At 44.7% G+C, this 22965-nt stretch carries 15 protein-coding genes; 8 read left to right on the top strand and 7 right to left on the bottom strand.

Annotation, left to right across the window (positions count from 1 at the left end):
• Positions 1-35 precede the first annotated feature (35 nt).
• Together CIK89_RS01290 and CIK89_RS01285 are read left to right on the top strand one after the other, a co-directional pair.
• Positions 36-956 (top strand): ABC transporter substrate-binding protein, encoded by a 921-nt coding sequence (locus CIK89_RS01290; protein ID WP_254046346.1) that lies wholly within the window; start codon positions 36-38, stop codon positions 954-956.
• Between the two features lie 14 nt (positions 957-970).
• On the top strand, positions 971-3118 hold the full coding sequence (locus tag CIK89_RS01285; RefSeq protein ID WP_094389627.1) for a M48 family metallopeptidase: 2148 nt from the start codon (positions 971-973) through the stop codon (positions 3116-3118).
• 113 nt (positions 3119-3231) lie between these two features.
• Here CIK89_RS01285 and CIK89_RS01280 read toward each other — a convergent pair whose 3' ends face one another.
• Genes CIK89_RS01280 through kdsA form a run of 5 tightly spaced genes read right to left on the bottom strand, consistent with a single transcriptional unit; the run spans position 3232 to position 11226 of the window.
• A complete protein-coding gene (locus CIK89_RS01280) occupies positions 3232-4422 on the bottom strand; it encodes an acyltransferase family protein (protein WP_094389626.1) in 1191 nt (396 codons plus the stop codon).
• A 10-nt stretch (positions 4423-4432) separates the two neighbouring features.
• Positions 4433-5692 (bottom strand): phosphatidylserine/phosphatidylglycerophosphate/cardiolipin synthase family protein, encoded by a 1260-nt coding sequence (locus CIK89_RS01275; RefSeq protein ID WP_094389625.1) that lies wholly within the window; start codon positions 5690-5692, stop codon positions 4433-4435.
• A gap of 39 nt (positions 5693-5731) precedes the next feature.
• Complete coding sequence (locus CIK89_RS01270) at positions 5732-9484, bottom strand: two-component regulator propeller domain-containing protein (protein ID WP_094389624.1); 3753 nt, start codon at positions 9482-9484, stop codon at positions 5732-5734.
• A gap of 15 nt (positions 9485-9499) precedes the next feature.
• Positions 9500-10447, bottom strand: coding sequence for an SIS domain-containing protein (locus CIK89_RS01265; protein WP_094389623.1), 948 nt, complete (start codon positions 10445-10447; stop codon positions 9500-9502).
• Positions 10448-10464: 17 nt separating this feature from the next.
• The gene (gene kdsA, locus CIK89_RS01260; RefSeq protein ID WP_094389622.1) at positions 10465-11226 is read right to left on the bottom strand and encodes a 3-deoxy-8-phosphooctulonate synthase; all 762 of its coding nucleotides are present in this window, start codon (positions 11224-11226) and stop codon (positions 10465-10467) included.
• Between the two features lie 239 nt (positions 11227-11465).
• Between kdsA and CIK89_RS01255 the strand changes: the two genes are divergently transcribed.
• Positions 11466-12032 (top strand): outer membrane beta-barrel protein, encoded by a 567-nt coding sequence (locus tag CIK89_RS01255; RefSeq protein ID WP_094389621.1) that lies wholly within the window; start codon positions 11466-11468, stop codon positions 12030-12032.
• 86 nt (positions 12033-12118) lie between these two features.
• On the opposite strand, the gene CIK89_RS01250 is transcribed toward CIK89_RS01255, so the two are convergent.
• The gene (locus tag CIK89_RS01250; RefSeq protein ID WP_094389620.1) at positions 12119-14446 is read right to left on the bottom strand and encodes a mechanosensitive ion channel family protein; all 2328 of its coding nucleotides are present in this window, start codon (positions 14444-14446) and stop codon (positions 12119-12121) included.
• A gap of 230 nt (positions 14447-14676) precedes the next feature.
• Here CIK89_RS01250 and CIK89_RS01245 point away from each other — a divergent pair, with 230 nt between their 5' ends.
• The 5 genes from CIK89_RS01245 to CIK89_RS01225 all read left to right on the top strand — a co-directional run bounded on the left by CIK89_RS01245 (position 14677) and on the right by CIK89_RS01225 (position 21497).
• Entirely contained in the window at positions 14677-15549 is an 873-nt protein-coding gene (locus CIK89_RS01245; RefSeq protein WP_254046582.1) for an ATPase, read from the top strand.
• 984 nt (positions 15550-16533) lie between these two features.
• Positions 16534-18015, top strand: coding sequence for a cellulase family glycosylhydrolase (locus CIK89_RS01240; RefSeq protein WP_094389618.1), 1482 nt, complete (start codon positions 16534-16536; stop codon positions 18013-18015).
• Positions 18016-18309: 294 nt separating this feature from the next.
• Positions 18310-19581 carry a cellulase family glycosylhydrolase gene (locus CIK89_RS01235; protein ID WP_254046584.1) on the top strand — a complete coding sequence of 424 codons (1272 nt, stop codon included), beginning with the start codon at positions 18310-18312 and terminating at the stop codon, positions 19579-19581.
• 140 nt (positions 19582-19721) lie between these two features.
• Positions 19722-21284 (top strand): cellulase family glycosylhydrolase, encoded by a 1563-nt coding sequence (locus CIK89_RS01230; protein ID WP_254046581.1) that lies wholly within the window; start codon positions 19722-19724, stop codon positions 21282-21284.
• Between the two features lie 27 nt (positions 21285-21311).
• A complete protein-coding gene (locus CIK89_RS01225; protein ID WP_094389615.1) occupies positions 21312-21497 on the top strand; it encodes a hypothetical protein in 186 nt (61 codons plus the stop codon).
• Between the two features lie 97 nt (positions 21498-21594).
• Here CIK89_RS01225 and CIK89_RS01220 read toward each other — a convergent pair whose 3' ends face one another.
• Positions 21595-22758 carry a glycoside hydrolase family 26 protein gene (locus CIK89_RS01220; RefSeq protein ID WP_254046349.1) on the bottom strand — a complete coding sequence of 388 codons (1164 nt, stop codon included), beginning with the start codon at positions 22756-22758 and terminating at the stop codon, positions 21595-21597.
• Between the last annotated feature and the right edge of the window lie 207 nt (positions 22759-22965).

Below are 22965 nucleotides of genomic sequence, written 5' to 3'. Positions count from 1 at the left end.
AAATTTATTCGTACTTTTGCATGCAAATGATTAACATGAGAACAATTATACCCGCTTTGGTTCTTGTGCTGCTTGTAGCAGCATGTGGACAATCGTATGAGGAAACGAAGAAACTGACACGCAAACAGCGTGTAGAAGCAATGCGCAAAGATTCGGCAGCGCTGAAGATTGCAGTTATGCCCACCATGGACTGTCTGCCTCTCTTTGTAGCCCAACACCACCAATTATATGATACGCTGAACGGCGGTGTCAGATTGAAATACTTTATGGCGCAGATGGATTGTGATACAGCCATTGAGCGTGGAAGAGTGGAAGGTGTAATGACCGATTTGATAAGAGCAACCCGTATGACTCGTCAAGGTACGGCATTGAGATATATGGCGGCTACTAATGCCTATTGGCAACTTGTAGCCAATCGTCATGCACGTCTCAAACATCTCAAACAGCTGGATGATAAAATGGTGGCAATGACGCGCTATTCTGTTACTGACTGGCTTTGCGACTATGTGGTTGATTCAACTAAAATCAAGTCGGAAAAGCTCTTCCGAGTGCAAATCAACGATGTGGATGTGCGTTTGCAAATGCTTCGCAACAATGAACTCGATGCTTTTTTCATGACCGAACCGCAGGCTACGGCAGCAAGGATTGGCAAAAACAATGTATTGCTTGACACGCGGAAGATAGATGCATGGATGGGTGTACTTGCTTTCAGAGAAGTGGAGATGCGTCGTCCAGAGCGCCATCGTCAGCTTGAACTCTTTATGAAAGCCTATAATGCAGCATGTGACTCTATCAATAAATATGGTGTGAAGCACTATAAACCGCTGATAGTAAAATACTGCAGGACAACCGAGCAGGTAGTTGACTCTCTACCAGAAATGAAATATCGCCATGCTGCTGGTGTCAGAGACAAGGATGTGGCACGTGCGGAGAATTGGTGGAAGAAAAAACATTAACGATAAAAATGCCGATGACCGACAAAACTTCTTTGCTGGGCAGCCATTTGGCAAGGGTAGCCATACCACTTAGATACGGAAGTGTAGGTATGGCCATTGCAGAAATGGAGAATTTGCTGGCAGCGTGGCCACAGGTGCATACTGCCCAAAAACTTGATGCCATTAAGGACGAATATAGTCAACTGTGCACTGATTGGCAGGACAATATGGATGTGCCCGTCTATAAGGAAATCTATCAGAAATTGTTGCAACGTGTCTTTGTGCTTTATGCCAATCTCGCATTGTATGATAAAATTAGCAATACACAAAATCTCGCAGCCATACACGCAGAGGTGAGAAGCCAAAAAGCAAAACTCTCTATTGGGCAAATGCGACAAGAATTGGAATCCTTTGTGGCAGATACCGCCATGCTGTCGCTCGAACAGCCGCATGTCAGAGAACAGAAGAGCCGACAACTCTATGCGGAGCACCAAAATCGTATAAATAATCTTTTCAACTTCTTGTTGACTACCAATTCATGGCCAGCTTCGGTGGGGCAAGATATAGAGGAACTGTTGCTCTCACCTGCAGTTGATACAAACGATCAGCAGATATTGGTATCGGCAATTACGCTATCGTTGCTCATCCAGTTTGATATTGTAAAATTCAAAACCATGATTCGTGTCTATCGCCATGGCACCGACGAGGCTGTGCGGCAAAGAGCACTTGTAGGATGGGTGCTGGGAATGGACGAACAGTGGAATAAGGTATATCCGGAACAGCGCCAAATGATAGAAGAACTCTTGCAGTCAGACACCATATGTCGTGAACTTACCGAACTGCAGATGCAGATGGTCTATTGTATGGGTACGGAGCGCGACGCAACAAAAATACAACAGGAAATAATTCCAGATATACTGAAAAATAAACCGCTACACATCAAACCTGAGGCGCTTGAAGAGGAAGATATCGAAGAGATGATCCATCCGGAAGAGTTTGATGATAAAATGCAGAAGATGGAAGAATCGTTTGGACGCATGGTGGATATGCAGAAACAAGGCTCGGATGTATTCTTCGGTGGTTTCTCACAGATGAAACGTTTCGATTTCTTCCGAGATATGAGCAATTGGTTTGTACCTTTTTTTATAGACCATCCGCAGTTGCAATCCTTCAAAGCGGCATGCGATAAGCATCCATTCCTCCGACAGATAGTGGCAAATGGCGAGTTTTGCAATAGTGACAAATACTCGATGGCATTAGGCTTTGAGAAGTTTGTCCATGCAATGCCTGCCGAAGTGTTGAAAACTATGGACCAGGGAGATGTTCCGCTGGATATGCTCAACCAGGGTATTAAGCCCACTGCTGAACGATTGCGCCGATCATATCTTATGGACCTTTATCGTTTTTTCCGCCTTTATTCCTATCGTAGCGAATATCGCAACCCATTTCATGTAACCGATGACCACGAAATGGGTGAATGTCTCTTTATGGATCGAGATGTATTTAGAGACACAAAGATAGAGCCGCTTAAGGATGATGTAGTGCAACTGTTGCGCCGACGCAAGATGGCGGAAAGTAGCAGAAGATTGCTCGACAGTTATGCAGAAAGTCATCGCGGATTGCAGTATTATCTGTGGATAGGTGACTACGAGAAGGCTTATGAGTGTGATTCCGATAATGAACGCGCTGAAGCAGGCTATGCCCGACAGTTGTTTGGCAATGCCGACTATGAGAAGGCAGAACAACTCTACGATCGACTGATTGCACAATGCCCAGAGAAAATGGGCTATATGCTCAATAAGTCCGTGTGTCTGTTATATCAGAAACGATATGAAGAAAGTCTTCAACTACTCTATCGCCTCAATTATGAACACCCCGATGATGCTGCCGTGATGCGCATATTGGCATGGACTCTGGTTTGTGACCATCGGGAGCAACAGGCTGATACTTTCTACCAACGGCTGATAAAGATGGAGATGATGCAAGCAGACGATTATCTGAACCATGGTTATTGTCTTTGGTTGCAACGAAAGGTAAAGGATGCTGTCGATAGTTTTAGAAAGCATCTTTCATTGATAGATAAGAAAATCTATGATGTTGATTATTTCGACCGACAGATGTTAGGCGAAAGAGGTATTGACCATACGGAGATACAGTTTATGCTCGACCTTGTATTCTCCTAACAACAGATATTCATAAGCTAAGTATATTCGTCCCAAATGTTGTCAGCGTTTCTCCTGACAGCATTTTGGATTATTTTGATTGTGTTATATTATAGGGATTATGGATATACCCGTTATCGGTTGATGTAACCGTCTAATACGGGTTTCAACTTATGGTAACACCAGGTCCATCCTAATGGGATGCCAACTCCTGCTATGGCATAAAGTATCCAGAAATAATCTTCCTTGGCATTGTAGTGGATTACCATGTGACAACCGATTTGTGCGAAATCCAAATCATAGTAGGCAATCTTCAATAGACTTACAACCTTGTAGCTGATGATATGGAATACGAAGATGGGCAGGGTGTGGTCACCGCAATATACAAGAAAACGATGGATACGTCCAGGATGACGGTCAAGCCATCGTGCGATATTATAGGTCATAAGAAAACCACAAAAGGCTGGAATCGGAAGTGATAAAAACTGTGTGTAGGTGGAACGCCAGTTCATGTTGGCAGTGAGATAATGGGAAAACAACCATACTACAACACCAAACACAAGTGTTGACCACCATGTGGCTTTATAATGTCCTTCCCATTGGCGAAACAGAAATCCGCATCCGAAGAAGAACATACCCATCAATTCTCTGTAACCTCCTTGTACCAAAGTGATAATGCGAAGGCCTTCATAGGCTTTCCATCCTGCAAGCAGTAATGCAATCAAGCATACCAAGAGCGTGGTAATGACTGTTCGGTGGTTACAGATTACCAGCCTTATTCTTGAACTCCATGTAGTATTGTCAGTTGTATTGCCCGCTGTATGCTGTTGCAGCGTGCTGTCTGTCCAACCTATAATTCTATTTGAAATCTTATAGCAAACCAAGAAACCGATACTTGCTACAAGCAGACCACGGAAAAACCAGAATGCTCCACACAGAAACTCATCATATCCCCCCATAGCAGTAAAGATAGTCCAAAGGTTTTGTTGTATGCGATGAGGACTATAGGGATGGGTCACTCCACCGGTCCAGTTGCCGTATTGCTCATTGAGAATACCGATGTCAAACATCGTGTTGTGGAGGATAAGGAAGAATACCGACCATGTGACAAAAGGAAGATATAGTCCTTTGAAGCGTTTTTTGACAAAGGTCGCCTCGTCGTTGATGTATCGCACAGAGAAGAAATAGCCAGCTGTTATAAAAAACAGTGGCATGTGGAATTCATAAAGAAACGCTCCTAAAGCATCGGGACAGTCGGCATGTCCGATGACCATCAGTATGATGGCCAATGCTTTGCAAATGGATATGACAGTATTATGTGGCATAGAAATGGAGTTAGAGTAGTGGAGCTAAGAGATGGGCAAACTTACCAACGAATCTCTGCCATGGGGTACGGAATTGTTTCCATGTTGTTGGAGTTAGTAAGAAACTCTTTTTTGTATCGCGTATAAACATCTCATCAAGTTCGCGTGTGGTACAACGATCTACGATGACTGCATTCTCTTCAAAGTCACATTTCAAACTTCTGGCATCGAGATTGGTACTACCTACCGTGCAGTAACGTCCGTCAACCATCATGATTTTAGAATGGTGGAAACCGGGTTTATACATCCATACAGTGGCACCACGCTTCATCAGTTTATGTGCCTGATAGTAGGCACAGTCTGGTGTAAGGGGAATGTCACTTTTCGCTGACTGTATGATTTCAACCTTTACACCTCTGCGGATAGCACGTGTCAATGCTTTTGTCACTTTGGGAATGAGTGTGAAGTAGGGATTGATAATCTTGATAGAATCTTGTGCCTGATTGATGGCATTAATATAAAAGGTACGCATAATTGCTGGCGTACGATAGGGCTCACGGTTGATAATAGCTACTGTCTTTCGGCCTGCTGTTGCTGTCGTATCGGGCTTGAGTCCTACAAATTTTGTGTCTTTACCGCCACGATAGTATTTTGCGCCATGTACATTTTCGCCAGTAGTACGGTTCCATATTCTGATAAATATGGCTTGCAGTTCGTTGACGGCATCGCCTTCTATTCTACAGTGCATATCGCGCCATTCCCCTACTTGTTTCGTACCTTTTATATAATAGTCTGCCACATTCATTCCACCTGTATAAGCCACTTTACCATCGATAACTACAATTTTTCGATGGTCGCGACCGAAGATATGGTTAATCCAAGGGAAGCGGATAGGGGAGTATTCTACGATATTGATACTGTCGGCACGCAATTTCTTAAGGTGACGTTTGCGTAGCGGCTGGTTATTGGAGTCGTTGCCGAATCCATCGAACATGGCTCTTACTTCAACACCTTCGCGACGTTTCTCTCTGAGAATATCAAAGAGTAACGATGCGATACTGTCGTTGCGGAAGTTGAAATACTCCAGGTGGATGCTGCTTTTTGCTTGTCGGATAGCTTTGAACATATCATCGAATTTCTCCTGTCCCGACATGAGTAGTGTTACACTATTGTCGTGGGAGAAGCGTATTCCGTTTGCTTTGAGTGTACGAACAATCAGCGAGTCGCTCGTTTGAGCACTCGCTGATAGTGATAGTAGGAAAAACAGGGTTAGAACCTTATGTCGTAACATGTTTGTTTTCTTGCTGTTTGCTGGATTGTTTTGTTACTATTACTTGCTGTGTTTCATGCGGTACTCCAGTGGAGTCATGCCATACTTGGATTGGAAGATATTGATAAAGTTTTCGGCAGTCATGAATCCGATGTTGATAGCCAGCTCATTGAGGTTGAGGTTGGTATTGACCAGCAGTGTGCAGGCATGTTTCAGTCGAATTTCGCGAACCAGTTCGGCAGGTGTCTTGGTTGTGATATTGCGTATCTTATGGAAGAAAGGTACACGTCCCATACCCATCGCCGAAGCCATCTCTTCTACGCTGATTTGTCCGCGACTCATATTTTGCAGTACATATTGTTCCACATTTCTCATGAGTTGTTGGTCCATGATGCTACTCATAGAGTAGTCACCGATAGTACCGTCCCCATAGTATTGACGTGCAATTTCCTTGCCGCTCTGTACGGATTTGTCTTCTTGCTTCTGCTCTTGCTCGTCAGTTGTTGACGGCTCAGGAGTTGTAGCTTCTTCATCAATCGGCTTTCTACTGGGTTTGCTGGTCAACGTAGCTGTTGTCATGCTGGAGTTCTGACTCTCCAGTCGGCGTGTTTCATAGCCTTCGATAGTATCGTGATCTACCAGAGCGGCACCCAGTCCGAGTAGTACGTTGAAACGTGAAACAGCCTCTTGTACGTTAAACGGTTTAGCAATATAATCGTCAGCCGAGAGCGTGATATTATTGTTGTTCATATCTTCCTGAGACATCACTTGATCTGTCAATAGTACGAATTTGATGCGCTCGGTACGTGGATTACTCTTCAACTGGTTGCAGAGCATACTACCTGTCATATAGTTCATGTCATCTTTGCAGACGATGAGGTCAGGGTGCAATGCTTCCACTTCAGCCCGTGCTTTCTTAATATCATCATAGAGATGTAGATGGTAAATTTCGCGCAGATGGGCTTTGAGGAACAACAAAAACTCGTGGTTATCATCGATTATCATCACGTGAATATCCTGTTGAGTGGTAGTTTCGATGCGTATAGGCTTGATATCTGCCGTCAGTGCAGGAGCTTCTACTTGCGACAAATCGAGACTACCTCTTGCACCCAACTCCAGTCTGTCATGGGTTTTGTTCTCGGCTTTTTCTTCCGGATGCTCCAGTGTAGTTTGCATTTCTGAGATACGGGTGATGACCTGTAGCATTTGGAAGTGGAGAGAGTTGAGTTGTTCTTTTCCTTCAAGAGAGTGTTCTTGTTCAGAAAGATTTCCGATGATTGTTGTCATTCTGGCCATAGGTTGACGTAGGTCATCACTTGCCAGTTTTATTTCTTCACGCTGTCGTTTCAGTTCGTCTATAACGGTGCGTTTGTGGAGCATCAGTGTTCTCATCTTCTTGAATCCATATCGCCAAGTGCATAGTATGATGATGGCGATGACAACGTAGATGGTGAGCATCCACCATGACAACCACCATGGGCGGTCGATAACAATTTCGAGGGTACGCTCTTTATTGCTGACAGCACCATTGGCGCTTACTGCTTTAACGTGAAGGGTGTATGTTCCACTGCTGAGATTGCGGAATTTCACACCGTGAAGCAGTGCATCGCCGTTGCGCCAGTAGTTGTCGCGTCCTTCCATCCAGTACATGAACTGCAGGCGCTCGCCTTGGTTGTAGTTACCTGCAGCGAATTTGATGGTGAAGTTGTTTTGACCATTCTTCAGTTCAATGCGCCCGCTCTCGTTGAGAGCTTGTACGAGAATCACATGTCCATCGTATTCATGACCTATCTGTATTTCCTCTTCTCCTACAAAGAGCTGTGTGAGCATCACTTTTGGTAAACGTTCCTGGTCGTTCTTGCCCGATTGTCTTGCCCAGTTCACTCCATAGAGACCTCCGAAGAGCACATTTCCGTCTGCTTTAGTGAGTATGGCACCCATATTAAACTCATTGCTTTGCAGTCCGTCGCTGGTATTGTAGTTGTAGAGACCATAGTTGAATGTACCATTTTCATGGTTACGCTGCACTACGATTCGGCTAATACCATTGCTTGTGGTCACCCATAGGTTGTGGTTTTTATCTTCTGTAATACCGCATATAGAGTTGTTGCAGAGTCCGTTCTTCTCTGTGAGATAGTTGAGCGTGTCGTTTTCCAAGTTCAGAATATTCAAACCTTCGCGTGTTCCAACCCATATCAATCCTCTTGAGTCTTCGTAAACCTGTGTGATATAGTTGTTGGTAAACGTTTTTAGATTTGATTTGTTTCCTGTCAGCACGGTTTTGTCACGTGTAGAGAGGTTCAATACGATAAGACCTTCTGCTGTTCCTGCCAGCATTGTGTTGTTTTTCCCGTAGAACAGACAGGTCACATTGTTGGTGTTGAGCATACCATTTTCACGTGTATATGAGGAGAAGGTATTCATCTGTGGGTTGAACACCTGCAGTCCACCGTTGGTTGCAATCCATACGTTGCCGAACTTATCGCTGGTTAGTGCATTGACATGGTCATCGATCAGCGTCTTTGCACTATCACGGGCAACAGAGAAGATCTTAGCATATCCATCTTTGATGCGAGTCAGTCCGTTCTGTCGTGAACCCACCCAAAGGCTTCCGTCAGAGGTTGTTGTCATGCACGAAACCTTCTGGCTGGCAAGAGGTCCCTCGTAGCCTATTACACCATGGTCACTTGTACCAAACCATATGCGACCGCTGTTGTCCTGTGCGATGGCAGTGATATCGCCATTGAAATTGCTTTGGAATTTATAGATGTTGTCGCCGTAGAATGCTACACCCGATTTCTCTGTTCCCACCCATAGCAGGTCTGTATCATCTACGTATAGGCTTTGTATGCCGATAGTTTCCTGTTGTGTGCGTGCATCGATACCGTTGGTGGGACGTACAGGTTCCATGATTTGTGCCTCAGTATTTGTTCTGATGAGTCCCATACGGTCTGTACCTATCCATATATTTCCAGCTTTGTCGCCCACTATGCCATTGACGCTGTGATCCACCGATACACCAGTGAGTCCCAGTTGATTGCCTATGGTAGTATCCCAAGTGTTAGAGGTTTTATTGTAGCGCATCAGTGTGCCTTGTCCGTAGAGCCATATCACATCGTTTTTGTCAGCAAAGACTTTGAGTGAAGAGGTATGGCGCAGATGTTGTTGAGCAATAAAGTCAGTCTGCCATACGGTATGCTGTTGGTGCATTACGTCGCAGCAAACCAATCGTCCATCGTTGTACACGATGACTGCGCCATCTCGACATTCACCGATTGAACATATAGTTCCCTGTGGCACGCCGTGTGCGTCGTTGGTATAACCAAATTCATAGAGCAATTGTTGTTGCATGTTATAGGCTACCACACCTTTGTTTGGAATGGCTGCCCACAGGTTTTTGTGTCTATCGAAATATACCACGGTGGGTTGTCCTTCAATGCCCATAGCGGTATAAACCTGTTTCATATCTCGTTCGAATGTTTCTGTTTGTGGGTGATAGACGCAGAATCCAGTGAGGGTTTGCACCCAGATGTTACCGTCCAATGCTTCCTGCAGACTGATGATATAGCTGTCGGGTAGTGATGAACCATCCTGTGAGTTGCTCTGAAAACTCTTAAAGGTATAGCCATCGTAGCGGTATAGCCCCGCAGGTGTTCCCATCCATACATATCCTCTTGAGTCTTTAAGTATGCAGTTAATCTGACTACTGGTCAGTCCGTTGCGCACGTCAAGCGTTTTAAACAAATAGATGCCGGCTGCTGCGATTGGCATGGCCAGCATGAGGATGATTAATAGTTTTTTCAGTACTTTCATTGTCAGTATCTGTTATTACAATACGCAAGCATATCGGTCAACGACTCCCAAGAGTTGGTTTTGTTCATTGACCACGAGCACGTTATGTATTTTGTTTTGATTCATTATTTTCTGTACTTCAGAGATTTTGGTTTGTGGCGAAACCTTCTTTGGCGTACGTGTCATGATGTCTGCCACAGTGCGGTCGAAGAATTCGGCCTGCCATCTTTCCATGGCGCGTCGAATGTCACCATCGGTGATAAGTCCGGCAATTTGTCCATCTACGATAGCTATTCCCAGTCCGAGTTTACCTTTGCTTACCAGTATAATGGCATCGCCCAAATGCATATCGGGTGATAGGATAGGGAGTTTTTCGGTAATCATCACATCTTGTGCAGTGGTCAGTAATCGTTTGCCGAGTTCGCCACCGGGATGGAATTGTGCAAAGTCTTGTGGTCGGAAATGGCGTTTTTCCATCAGTGCCACAGCCAGTGCATCGCCCATAACAAGTGTTGCCGTTGTGCTGCTGGTTGGTGCGAGATTGAGTGGACAAGCCTCTTTTTTTACTGCAACATTGAGGTGACAGGTGGAGTATTTTGCAAGTAATGACGTTGGGTTACCGCTCATTCCTATGATAGGAATCTCCATGTGGAGTACCATTGGTATGAAGCGTAGCAGTTCGTCGGTCTGTCCTGAATTGGAAATGGCGAGTACCACATCGCCTTTCGACATGACGCCAAGGTCGCCATGATATACATCGAGTGGATTGATGAAAAACGACGGTGTGCCTGTAGATGCCAGTGTGGCAGCAATCTTTGCACCGATGTGTCCGCTTTTGCCAACACCGGTGACAATCACTTTTCCATGGCAGTCGTAGATGAGTTCTACGGCTTTGTCGAAGTTGTCATCCAGTTGTGGTATCATGTCGAGCACAGCCTGTGCCTCGTCTTTAATACATTGTATGGCGTATTCTCTTGTTGTCATTGCTCGTTTGGTTGTTGTTAGTCGTTTTTCAGAAGTTTTGTTATCAGTTCTTCCAGACGGTCTAGTTCCAGCATATTGGCGGCATCGCTCAGTCCGTTGTCTGGGTCTGGATGTACTTCAAAGAACCATCCTGTGGCTCCGAAGGCTTTTGCCGCCATAGCCATCTGTGGTACGAAACGTCTGTCACCGCCGGTTTTTCCGTTTGCACCGCCTGGGCGTTGTACGCTATGTGTGCAGTCCATGATGACGTTGGGAACGATCTCCAGCATGTCGGGTATGTTTCTGAAATCCACTACCAGATTATTGTATCCCATCATGTTGCCACGCTCTGTGAGCCATACGTCTGTAGCCCCGGCCTCGCGTGCTTTCTCTACGGGATAGCGCATGTCCTGTCCGCTTAGGAACTGCGCTTTTTTGATATTGACGATACGCCCGGTCTGTGCAGCTGCTACGAGAAGGTCTGTTTGCCTACAGAGGAATGCCGGTATCTGTATTATATCTACCACTTCGCCTGTCGGTTTGGCTTGCCATGCTTCGTGTATATCGGTAAGTAGGCGTAGGCCATATTTGGTTTTTACATCTGCCAGCATCTGCAGTCCACGGTCAATACCCGGTCCACGGAAAGAGTGGATCGATGTGCGGTTCGCTTTGTCGAACGAAGCTTTGAAAATAATGTCGGTGCCCAATCGGTTGTTGATGTCCACCAGTTTTTTAGCCACAGTATCGAGTAGTTCGGCTGACTCGATAACGCAAGGCCCTGCAATGAATGTTGCTTTCATGTTGTCCTGTATGTTTTAAGACGCAAAGTTAAGCAAATTATTTTATATTTATATTACGTGGCAAAGTTAAGCAAAAAAACGCGGATAATCTTATTTTGTGTCAACAAAATGATTGCCACACTCGAAAAAAAGCAAAATATGCTATTTTTATAGTGAGAATCCCTATATTTGCAACAGATTTTATTCTCGGAGGTTGGTTTTTCCATCCTTCAATTGTTAAACTTCAAAACAACAAAATAATGAAAAAGTGTTTCATGACTCTCGTAGCTCTTGTAGTGGCTACAGTGGCAAGTGCCCAGGTTTATGTGGGTGGTAGTGTTGGATTTATTGGTAGTTCACACGATGGAACAACCAAGAACAACTTCCAAATTCTGCCGGAACTTGGTTTCAAACTTGAGGATAACATTGCCGTAGGTATCGTTCTTGGCTATGCTCAGGATGAAGTGTCTGTTGAAAAGACAGTAGCAGGATCTACAGTTACTGTTTCTCAGAAGGACAAGCAGTTTCGTATCAGCCCTTATTTGCGCTATACCGCTCTGAAATTTAAGTGTGTTGACGTTTTTGTTGATGCTGGTCTCGACTACATCCACTCTGATAATGGTAGCGTGAAGAACAATACTTTCGGTCTTGGTGTACGTCCCGGAGTAGCAGTTAATCTGAACGATAAACTGAGCTTTGTTACCCATTTCGGTTGGTTGGGTTATCAGAATTCAAAGGATGATTACGATGGTGCCAAAGCTACTAACACTTATGGTGTAGCTCTTGACGGCAACAATCTGACTTTCGGTCTCTACTACAATTTTTAAAGTATAGCGACAGTTAATACGTTACAATAATCATTCGCCCGGCAATTCCATCGGAACTGCCGGGCGAACTGTATCCTGTATGAGTATTAGTTGTTGTGCAGATGTATATCTTGTTGTGGAAATGGAATCTCGATGCCGTTGGCATTGAGCGTGTCGTAGATGGTTTTGAGCACATCGCTTGTCACATGTGAACGCTTGGTAGCTTCCGACCATACGAATATTTTGAGGTTGATACTTGAGTCAGCCAGTTCGCCCACAACCGATTTGGCTGTCTTGGTAGGGTCAGTCCATTGGTGGTGCATATTGTTGACAGCCGTGTCAACCAGTTCCATCACTTGTTGCAAGTTACTTCCGTATGCCACCCCATAGTGTATAGTTGTCAGTATATACCCATGGTTGCGAGTCAGATTTTTATAGTTTTTTGAGAACAACTGTGAGTTTTGGAAGGTAATCACCTCACCATATACTGACTCTACAATGGTCGATGTATAGTTGATGGTAGTCACTTTTCCCATGGTTCCATCCACTTCAATCCAATCGCCTACTTTGATGCGTCCTGTCATGAGAGAAATACCGTAGTAGATATTTTCGATGATGTCTTTCGATGCAAATCCGATACCCGTTGACAGTCCGCCTGTCACTACCATCAGCCATTCGAGCGACACACCGAGTACGCTCATCGTGATGAGGAACCATGCGCCCCATACCAAAACCTGTGTTACATTCTTTCCCATTACTTCTCGGCTTGCTGCTGTCGATGGGTCAGAACTGCGGTAATGCATGCGTAGAAACTGCAGTACAGTAGTACAAATGTACGAGAATAGGAACCACAGACTGATGACAAATGCCAGCGATACTATGCTGAGTTTCAGATTGCTGAGGTCAACAAACTTGGCATAGAATATCTTCCAGCATAGGTCTGTCAGGTTGAATACATCTGCAGCCCAATAGAAACTGATCATGACCGATATTACCCCCAGCACAGGCAGTAAGACCTGATAGAGTAGGTTGTAAGCCCATGTTTTGGAGATGGGCATCTCTTCGTAGTGGTGCTTGATACCATAAATTTTAAGGTATTGCAACGCACAGGTGATGGTGAGGATACATGTGAGCTGCATCGTCCACCAGATGAGTAATTGCACGGCAAATAGGGTGTAGCCTATCCATGAGCATACCACAGATGTGATAAATACCGCTTGTGTGATATAGGCGTAGAACATGTCCGATTTTGGAATGTTCTTGTTGTGGCGTCTGATCACGCTCCATTGCCACAGGGCGCAGAGCACGAGGATGGGTGGGAATATCAGATTGACGAGCTCGTTAGGTATCAGAATGATACGGAATACGATGACCAGGAAACTTACAGCTAAAAGTGGTGTATAGATGCGGAAGGCGCTCTTAATCTGACTGCCATTGACACGTAGCAAGAGTGAGATAAGGATGGCACCCATCAACCATGCAAAATTGACCAACAGTCCGCATGCCATGATGAAGAAATGCTGCTGTGATACAGTTAGCATGATGGCGAGAATGAGGCCGAAAGTCACCGTGGTGGTGGCCATGGTGATACAGGCTTGTTTTTTTAGAAACTCCTTGGTGCGGAATCGCTTCGGCACTACGTAGTGGATGACAATGTAGTTGAGTAGTGTAGCGATGATGGCATAGATGAGGATAGAAACAAGCAGTCCCACAATCCATCGGCTATCCCATTGCGATTTGGCATTGGGTTGGTATTTCTTTGTGACCGTCTGCATGGTGGTAGTCCATTGTTGCGGCCAATTGGCAAGAATGGAAATATAGCTGTCTCCACCATTGCGGAAGATGCTGGTTTGTATGTCGTTGTATCGTTTCTGTGCATAGTCGTTGAGATAGGCGAGCCGCTTCTCCGTCATGTCGTAGAAGGTGATGTATTCTTTCATTGTTCCACGACTTTCTTCCAAATTGTTGCGAATGTTGGTGGCGAGGGTGAGACACACGCTTCGGTCGGTTTTTGCATGGTCGTCGAGCATCATTACAGGCATAGATCGAAGTGACACGATGAGTGAATCGTAGCGTGCTATGTTGCTATTAAGCTTGTTTATCCACGTGTTAAAAGGCAACTGTTGCTGCCTAAACTCATGATACTGTTCGGTGGCTTCATGGCAAGCATAGGTCAAGTCAAATACATAATCCTGTTTTTGCGAGTAGAGCATCAGTGCATTTTGGTTTGACCGCTCCATGGTTGCAAATAGTTGGTCGCGCACTTTCTTGTTTTGCGTTTTGCTCAACTCCAACCGTTCTGTCAGCTCACGATGAAAGTCAGTGAGCTCTGATCGCAGGATATGTAGGGTCTGTGGAAGGTCTTTCTCTTTCAGCACAGCATGGCTGGCGAGCGTGATGGTCAGTGCGATGAGCACCGTCAGTATTCTTTTCATATTCAATTGGATGGTTCTGTATTGGGTAATTATTGGCGCAAAGTTACAAAGAAAAGTTGAGACGATAAAGCGAATGAAGAAGTTTAACGCTATTCTGCCTACAAAAATTCGTAAACATCCTATGAGATCCTTCCGGATAGTGGTTTATTTTTCCTTTTTAACTTCATTATTTCTTTGTTTCGTATGATTATCACAAAAGTTTTGTACCTTTGCAAGGAAATATAAGAACTATGCCGATGACCACCTCATATTCACATTGCCAACTCATTGCCGACAGTGGCAGTACCAAAACCGACTGGGCACTGCTGGCTGGCGAAACCCTTGTCTGCCAATGTCAGACGCAAGGTATCAATCCTTTTCATCAGTCTGCTGAAGTCATAGATCGCGTGTTGCGTGAGGAGCTTCTTCCGTCGCTTCCGGCAGAGGCTACGGTTGGGCAAGTGGCTTTCTATGGTAGCGGTTTGCGTCCCGAATTGCAACCGATGATGCGTCAACTGCTTATGTCGGCATTTTTACATGCCGATGTGCAGGCAGAAGGCGATTTGCTGGGGGCAGCACGTGCGGTATGTGGTCGTGCAGAAGGTATTGCCTGTATCCTTGGTACAGGAGCCAATTCTGGTTTGTACGATGGACAAAATATTGTGATGAACACTCCGCCGTTGGGCTATATTCTTGGTGATGAGGGTAGTGGGGCAGTGCTCGGTCGGCAGTTTCTCAACCTTATATTTAAGGAGTCTGCTCAATCCGCCTTGCGCGAAGCGTTTCTTTCTGAGTATCAGTTGACGATGGCTGATGTTATCGATCGTGTCTATCGCCAACCTTTAGCCAATCGATGGTTGGCATCATTGTCACCATTTATTCATCGAAACCTTGATAGAGATGGTGTACGCAGCATGGTGATTGATAATTTCAGGCAGTTCTTTCGTCGTAATCTGACAGCGTATCAACGACAAGATTTGCCTGTCGGATTTGTTGGAAGTATGGCTTTCTACTATCGTAGCGAGTTGGAAGTGGCTGCTGAGGCTGAAGGTTACTGTGTTGGCACAGTTTTGAAAAGTCCGTTGGAGGGATTGATTGCTTATCATCAGGCAGAAAACTTCTGATGTCTGCCGTTGCCGCATACATAATTTTCAGTTTTTAGATTTTTATCGAACATCGAACATCTTGTTTGCGTAACATCCAATCAAACAGTTGGTTATGTCTGTGTTTGAAGGCTGAAATGCCGAATTGTCGAACACCCATCGAACATCGTTGTCTAAAGATATAATCATCCGCTTATGTGCATTGGTTTATGTGTAGATGGGCGATAGTCCCAGCCTGCATAGTATTTTCAGCTCTTTTCTAATGTCTGATAAAAATATTATCCAACGTTTGATAAAAGTGTTATCCAACGTTTGGTAAAAGTGTTATCCAACGTTTGGTAAAAGTGTTATCCAACGTTTGGTAAAAGTGTTATCCAACGTTGACACAAGTGTTATTCAACGTTTGACACAAGTGTTTTTCAACGTTTGGCAAAGGTATGATCTAACGTTTGGCAAAGGTATGAACTAACGTTTGACAAAGGTATTGCAATGTAGGAAAACAATCTGGCAAAATAGTCAGTCAGCTATAAGCGTATTCATTTTGTGTGAAATCAGTTTACAGATTACTACCGAAAAGAGAAATGCTCAACATTTCGTTTTTCTACCATCTTGAAGGCACATAATGGTCGAATCTTCCAAAAATGGGCAGATTGGTGGTCGATTGGTGGTCATAAATTTTTATCAAGAATTATATAAGTAGATGAGTCACAGTGCTTAAGAAACATGTTGTGGTCGATGGTAGCAAAAATAAAATGTCGCGTGCACGTGTGCGCGAGAAGAAATAATTGTTACTCTGTGAAAAAATACATTACATTGAAAACTATATGCGTATAGGTAGATGCTCTGCTGTGCCGATACTATTATTAGCATCAGAGTTCTTTCGCCTTAATATATTTTAAATAGGAAAAGCTTGGCAGTTGACGCAAAAATGAGTATATTTGCAGGCGCTAAATGAAATAGCGAAAGACTTACACCCGATTATTCACAAACAAAAAACATATTATTATGAAAAAAGTATTGTGCCTCTTGGCATTTTTTGGAATCATACTCTCTGTCGTAGCTTGTGGCGGTGACGATTCCGAAGCCCCTACACCTACGGGAACAGCTCCTAAAGCAATCTCAGTAACTCCCGCAGATGGAACGAAAGATGTCGCTCTGGGTAATGTTCATGTGAAGGTTGTTTATAGCACACCGTCAAAGCGCGTAACAGGAGTCGATGACATCAAGATTACCGGAACTACATCCACTCCTGCAAATTTGAAATTCTCTGTGGCAACACTCGAATTCGATTTGAACTGTCAGGAAGAAGGTGCAACCATTGGTGTGACCATTCCTCAAGGTTATGTAGTATCTAATAATGGTGCGAAACCATCTGAGCCAGTATCTTTCAGCTTTACCATGTTTAAAAAGCCTGACCTTGGCAACGACGAATATGAGTCGGCTTCGGTTGCTGTGAAGAATATGATAGCCGGATGGAATCTTGGCAATACACTCGATGCATGGGCTACAGGTTCAACAGGTTTGAATCAAGAAACCTGTTGGGGACAACCCAAGACCGAGGCTTTCCTGATGAAGAAGATGAAGGAAAAAGGCTTTACCGCAATCCGCGTTCCTGTGACTTGGAAAGATCACATGGATAGTGCAGGCAATGTGGATGAGGCATGGATGAACCGTGTGGCAGAAGTGGTCAACTATGTGTTGGATAACGATATGTATTGTATTCTCAACGTGCACCACGATACTGGAGCAGACAAAACCGCATGGTTGAAAGCCGATGGCACTACCTATGCAGCGTCTAATGCTAAGTTTAAGTATCTCTGGCAACAGATTGCCGACCATTTCAAAAACTATAGTGAAAAACTCGTTTTTGAAGGATACAACGAGTTGTTGACAGGAAGTGATGGCTCTGCCCAATGGAACACACCAAACAATGAGGCCAACCTCGACTATATCAACAAGTATGCGCAAGACTTTGTAGATGCGGTACGCTCTACTGGTGGCAAAAATAAATATCGCAACCTCATTGTGACTACTTATGCTGCATCACCCACTGAGAAGAATCTGCAGAAACTCGTAATACCCACCGATCCCTGCGGTAATCAGAGCCACCTCGCCGTTGAGGTACATACCTATGCTCCTTATGATTGGGTGAATACCTATAATAAACACTGGACTGCCGAGTGTACGAGAGAAATCACCAACATGTTTGCACTACTCAAGAAGTATATCATGGACCAAGGTTATCCTGTAGTAATAGGTGAATATGGTTCAAACGGTAAGGGAGAAGTCACCATCAACAAGAACTCTACCCATGAGGAAAAACTCGAAGCCGGCAAGCAAGCTTCGGACATGACTACCCTTTGCAAACAGTATAATGCAGCAGCCTTCTACTGGATGGGCATTGTGGATGGAAACGATCGTAAGGAATCAAGCTTCAAATGGAGCATGGAAGAAGTGGCTGACGCTATAGTCAACGCAGCCAAATAATCATACGCATAGCGTTTCTCTGAAATAAAAGAGGTGGGGCTGGGGCCATGACGGGCTCTATTCCCCACCTTTGTTGAATACCAATCTATATCATAGACGATTTTAAGGTGCATTTATAACGCTAGATAACAAAATGTTATAGCACGCAAAGAAATAATGGTGATTTGTTGTGTGAGATGTTAAAAATATGATAAATATCACAAAATATATTTGTGGGTTTCAAAAATAATTCCTATCTTTGCATTCGCTGAAACCAATAACTTCGTAATGAGAAAACTATTATCCCTTTTTGTAATGGCTATTGCATTATGTGCCTGCAAACAGCAAGCGCAAGAATCACAGTATATTAGCGTTGAAAACGGACACTTCATGCGTAATGGTAAACCATACTATTACGTAGGAACCAACTTCTGGTATGGTGCTATCCTCGGTAGCGAAGGACAAGGAGGTGACCGCGACCGTCTCGTCAAGGAACTCGACGAGATGAAACGCATGGGTATCGACAATCTTCGCATCCTCGTAGGTAGCGATGGTGAGCGTGGTGTGACGACCAAGGTGGAACCAACACTGCAGGAAGCACCTGGCGTTTATAACGATACAATTCTTGCAGGCCTCGACTATCTGTTGATGGAGATGGGTAAGCGCGATATGGTAGCTGTGCTCTATCTGAACAATTCATGGGAATGGAGTGGGGGATATAGCTTCTATCTGCAACATGCCGGTGCAGGAAAAGCTCCACGTCCTAACGAAGAAGGATATCCAGCTTATATGAATTTTGTGGCACAGTATGCCAGCAATACCAAAGCCCACGAACTCTTCTACGATTACGTGCGCTTTATCCTCGGACGCACCAACCGTTATACAGGTAAAAAATATACAGAAGATCCTGCTATCATGTCGTGGCAGATAGGCAATGAGCCTCGCGCCTTTGCTAAAGAACAACTGCCTGCCTTTGAGAAGTGGCTTGCTGAGGCTTCTGCACTGATCCGTTCTATAGATAAAAACCACCTGATCAGTATAGGTAGCGAAGGCTCATGGGGATGCGAAAACGACTATGACTGCTATGAGCGCATTTGTGCTGATAAGAATATAGACTATTGCAACGTGCACCTATGGCCTTATAACTGGGGATGGGCAAAGCCCGACTCACTCATCGAAAACCTCGACCGAGCATGTCAGAATACCAAAGAGTATATAGACAAGCATCTCGCCATCTGCGATAAGTTGGGCAAACCGCTTGTTATGGAAGAGTTTGGCTATCCCCGCGATGGTATGAAATATGACCTCGGCACCCCAACTAAGGGACGCGATGGCTATTATAAATATGTGTTCTCGCTTGTGGCAGATAATGCCGAGAGCGGCGGAAAATTTGCAGGATGCAACTTCTGGGGATGGGGAGGATTTGCCAAACCGCTACACGAACAATGGGTGGTGGGCGATCCCTACACCAACGATCCTGCACAAGAGGCACAAGGCCTCAACTCAGTCTTTGCCGGCGATACCACTACCTTGCAAGTGGTCAAGGAACAAGTGGATCGTATGGCTAAGGTAAAAAACAAACCTTAAGGATGGGACTTCTCCACCTCTAAACCTTGATAATCATGCCCCAATAGCCTTAAAAAAAGACAAGGTGATGCTTGGTTGTCTCGCGGAAAATAAGTAATTAGTGCAACACTAAAAATACCTAACGATTGGGATATAAAACTATGAAAAAACTTACAAATTATCTGATGAAGGTCGGAATGTGCCTGTTGGGTTCGGTGGCCTTTGTTGCTTGTGGCGATGATGATCCGGATGATGGCCCTGCCGTAGAGGGATTAACCGTAACCCCAACCTCACTGTCGTTTACTAAAGATGGCGGTCAGAAGTCTATTAGTGCACGTGCCGGTCAGAATGTTACAGCTTCAAGTGATGCTGCATGGTGTGTGGTGACTATTGGTGAGAAAACTCCTACGCTGAAGGTCACTCCTATCAATGTAACTGTTGAAGCCAATACCACTACCGAACAGCGTACTGCTACAATTACCGTAAAAGCCGGTGCAGAGAGCAAAACCGTAAGTGTTACACAGGAGAAGGGTGAGACTAAGCCTGATTCTAATCCCGATCCTTCTGGCAATATCAAATATGATGCCAAGCAAGTGGCAAAGTTGATGTATCCCGGATGGAATCTCGGCAATACCATGGAGGCTGGCAGCAATACTAATTCATGGAAGAGCGTTGGAGTTTCTACAGAGACAGCATGGCAGAAAACTAAAACTACCAAGGAACTCATCAATTTCATTAAGGTGCAAGGTTTCAAGAGTGTTCGCATCCCCTGTGCATGGGTGATGGGACATATTACCGATACCAACAACTGCACCATCGATCCACAATGGATGGCACGCGTTAAGGAAATTGTTAACTATTGTGTTGATGCTGATCTCTACGTAGTACTCAACCAGCACTGGGATGGCGGTTGGCTGGAGCACGACGGATTCACAGCGAATGCTGCCGTAGCACTCAAGAAACAACAGCTTACCAAGATCTGGACACAGATTGCAGAGGCTTTCAAAGACTATGACGACCATGTTATCTTTGCTGGTCTCAACGAGCCAGGTGTTGGCGGAGCCTATCAGGACAACGGCAAGAATATTGCTGACGATAAGTTGGCAAGCCGTTTGGCTGAATATGAGCAGGCCTTTATCGATGCTGTACGTGCCACAGGCGGTAATAACGAATATCGCGTATTGGTGGTTCAAGGTCCAGAAACCAATATCGACAAGACAGTAAAGAACAACTATTATTCTAAGTTGAACGACAAACATACCGGTCGTTTGATGATGGAAGTTCACTTCTATGATCCCTATCAGTTCACAATGATGAACAAAGATGAGAGTTGGGGAAAAATGTGGTACTATTGGGGTAAAGGCAATACCGGTTCGGATGCCAATCGCGATGCCAACAGCAATTATACTGAGAACTATGTCAAAAACCAGATGGCGAAGCTGAAGACTGCGTTTGTTGACAACGGCATTCCAGTAATCATCGGAGAGTTTGGAGCCGACCAGCGTTTCGCCATCGGACAAGATCCTATCCATGATGCATCTATCAAGGCTTGGTATGCTGCTGTGACAAGTTATGCAATCAACAACGGTTGTATTCCTTATGCATGGGATACAAATAGTGGCAATGGCATGAGTATTATCGATCGTTCAAACATCAAAGTATTAAATACCAATATGATGACAGGTGTCACCGAAGGTGTCGCTGCTGCAAAGTGGCCGTATTGATAGCATTTGTAATAATCGAAAAATGACATGAGTAAACGAATTCTCTTTATCCTCGTAGTACTTGCACTTGCATGGAGTACTACGGCCGACGTGCAGGCTAAGAGCAAGAAAAAAGGGCGTTTTAGCGGACAAACTGCCAAGCAGGTGGCTTCGCAGATGTGGCTACCAAGCAGAAACAGTATAGCCACCGCGCTTACTGAGCAGACACACTGACTATACTCAGCCATTGTGCTGATCATACAAGCAAATACACTGAATTTATAGCAAATTCAGTGTATTTGTTTTAGGTATGCTCGGCATAAATGTTGTCTTATTCTTTCTTTTTCACAAAGTAGATATTGTTCACATCGCTACGCATCAGCACATGTTTGTTGTTGACGAACGTCACGAAATCGGTAGTGGAAATCTGACCGGGGAACGGAGCAAAGTAATGCTGTGGGTTGTCGTAAGCATTGCGCCATACCAGTACGTAGCAGATGGGGTGCTTGTCGAGCACCGGTTGTAATGTTTTGGTCCACCAGTCTGCAGTCTTTATTCCCTCGTAGCCGGTTTCAGTAAGAGCAGCAGCCTTGTGGTGTTTCTTGGCAACGGCACATACTGTGGCAAGGTTCTTATCCAACTGTGCAGCATAACCGGCAATCTTTACGGTGTCAGCCTCAGGTGAGGAGCAGTAACAGTCCAGTCCCATGACATCTATGATGTCGTCGCCAGGATAGCGTTCCAGATATTTGGATTCATTGCCATCCATTTCTGTGCCAGGTGAATAAGCATAGAGTGCATTTACCACTCCTTTGTCTTTCAGTCGGTCGGTGGTCATTTTCCACAACGCTTTATACTGTGCAGCGGTGCAATGTTCCTGTCCCCACCAGAACCATGAACCGGTATGCTCATGCCATGGGCGGAAGATAACCGGTACTTTCACGCCGTATGGTGTTTCCAGTGAGTTGAGGAAGTCTGCCACTTTATCAATCCATCCTAAGAACATCTCATGCTTCTGTCCACCTTCCAATACCGAAGCCACAGTCTTGGTTTCGACGTTCTTCAGTGAGTCGGCAACCCATGCAGTACCACCAGAGAGCGGATTGTTCAGATGCCACGATAATGTAATTACGCCACCACGGTTGAAATGGGTGAAGATTTCTTGGCGCATGCGATCAAAGGGAACACCGTCGAGATTGACCGAGTCGCCCAGTTCAATATGTCCAAGGTCGAAACTCAACAGCCCCGGATAATCGTTGCATACGCTATGTATATCGGATCGGGCAGAGTCCCCTTTCCATCCGATACCATAGACGGTATCGTCATGGTGTCCGAACATATAGACGCCACTGTCACCATACGCCATCAGATTGGTCAGCAGATTCTCCGTGCGCTGTGTACGACCTGAGTCTGCTAAGGGGTCGCTTGCCTTCTTGGGTCCGCATGCTGACAGAATCAGTGCAGATGCCAACGTCATCAATAGATATTTCTTCATTTTATGATAGTTTGGGTTTTGAGCGCAAAAGTACGCATAATCTTCCAACTGACCAAATATCGTGTGTGAAAAATAGTATTATTTATAAGATATGTTTTTGCAGCTGTTGAAAACCACTTAAAATGTAAATTGTGTAATTATATAGTGGTAAAAATACACTTATTAGTTGTGCGCCTTAACACTGTGCAATCGTTTGTTAATTATTTG

Origin of the sequence: Prevotella sp. P4-119, assembly GCF_002251345.1 — a bacterium.
Lineage (GTDB): Bacteria > Bacteroidota > Bacteroidia > Bacteroidales > Bacteroidaceae > Prevotella.
This window is presented reverse-complemented; position numbering and strand designations above follow the sequence as displayed.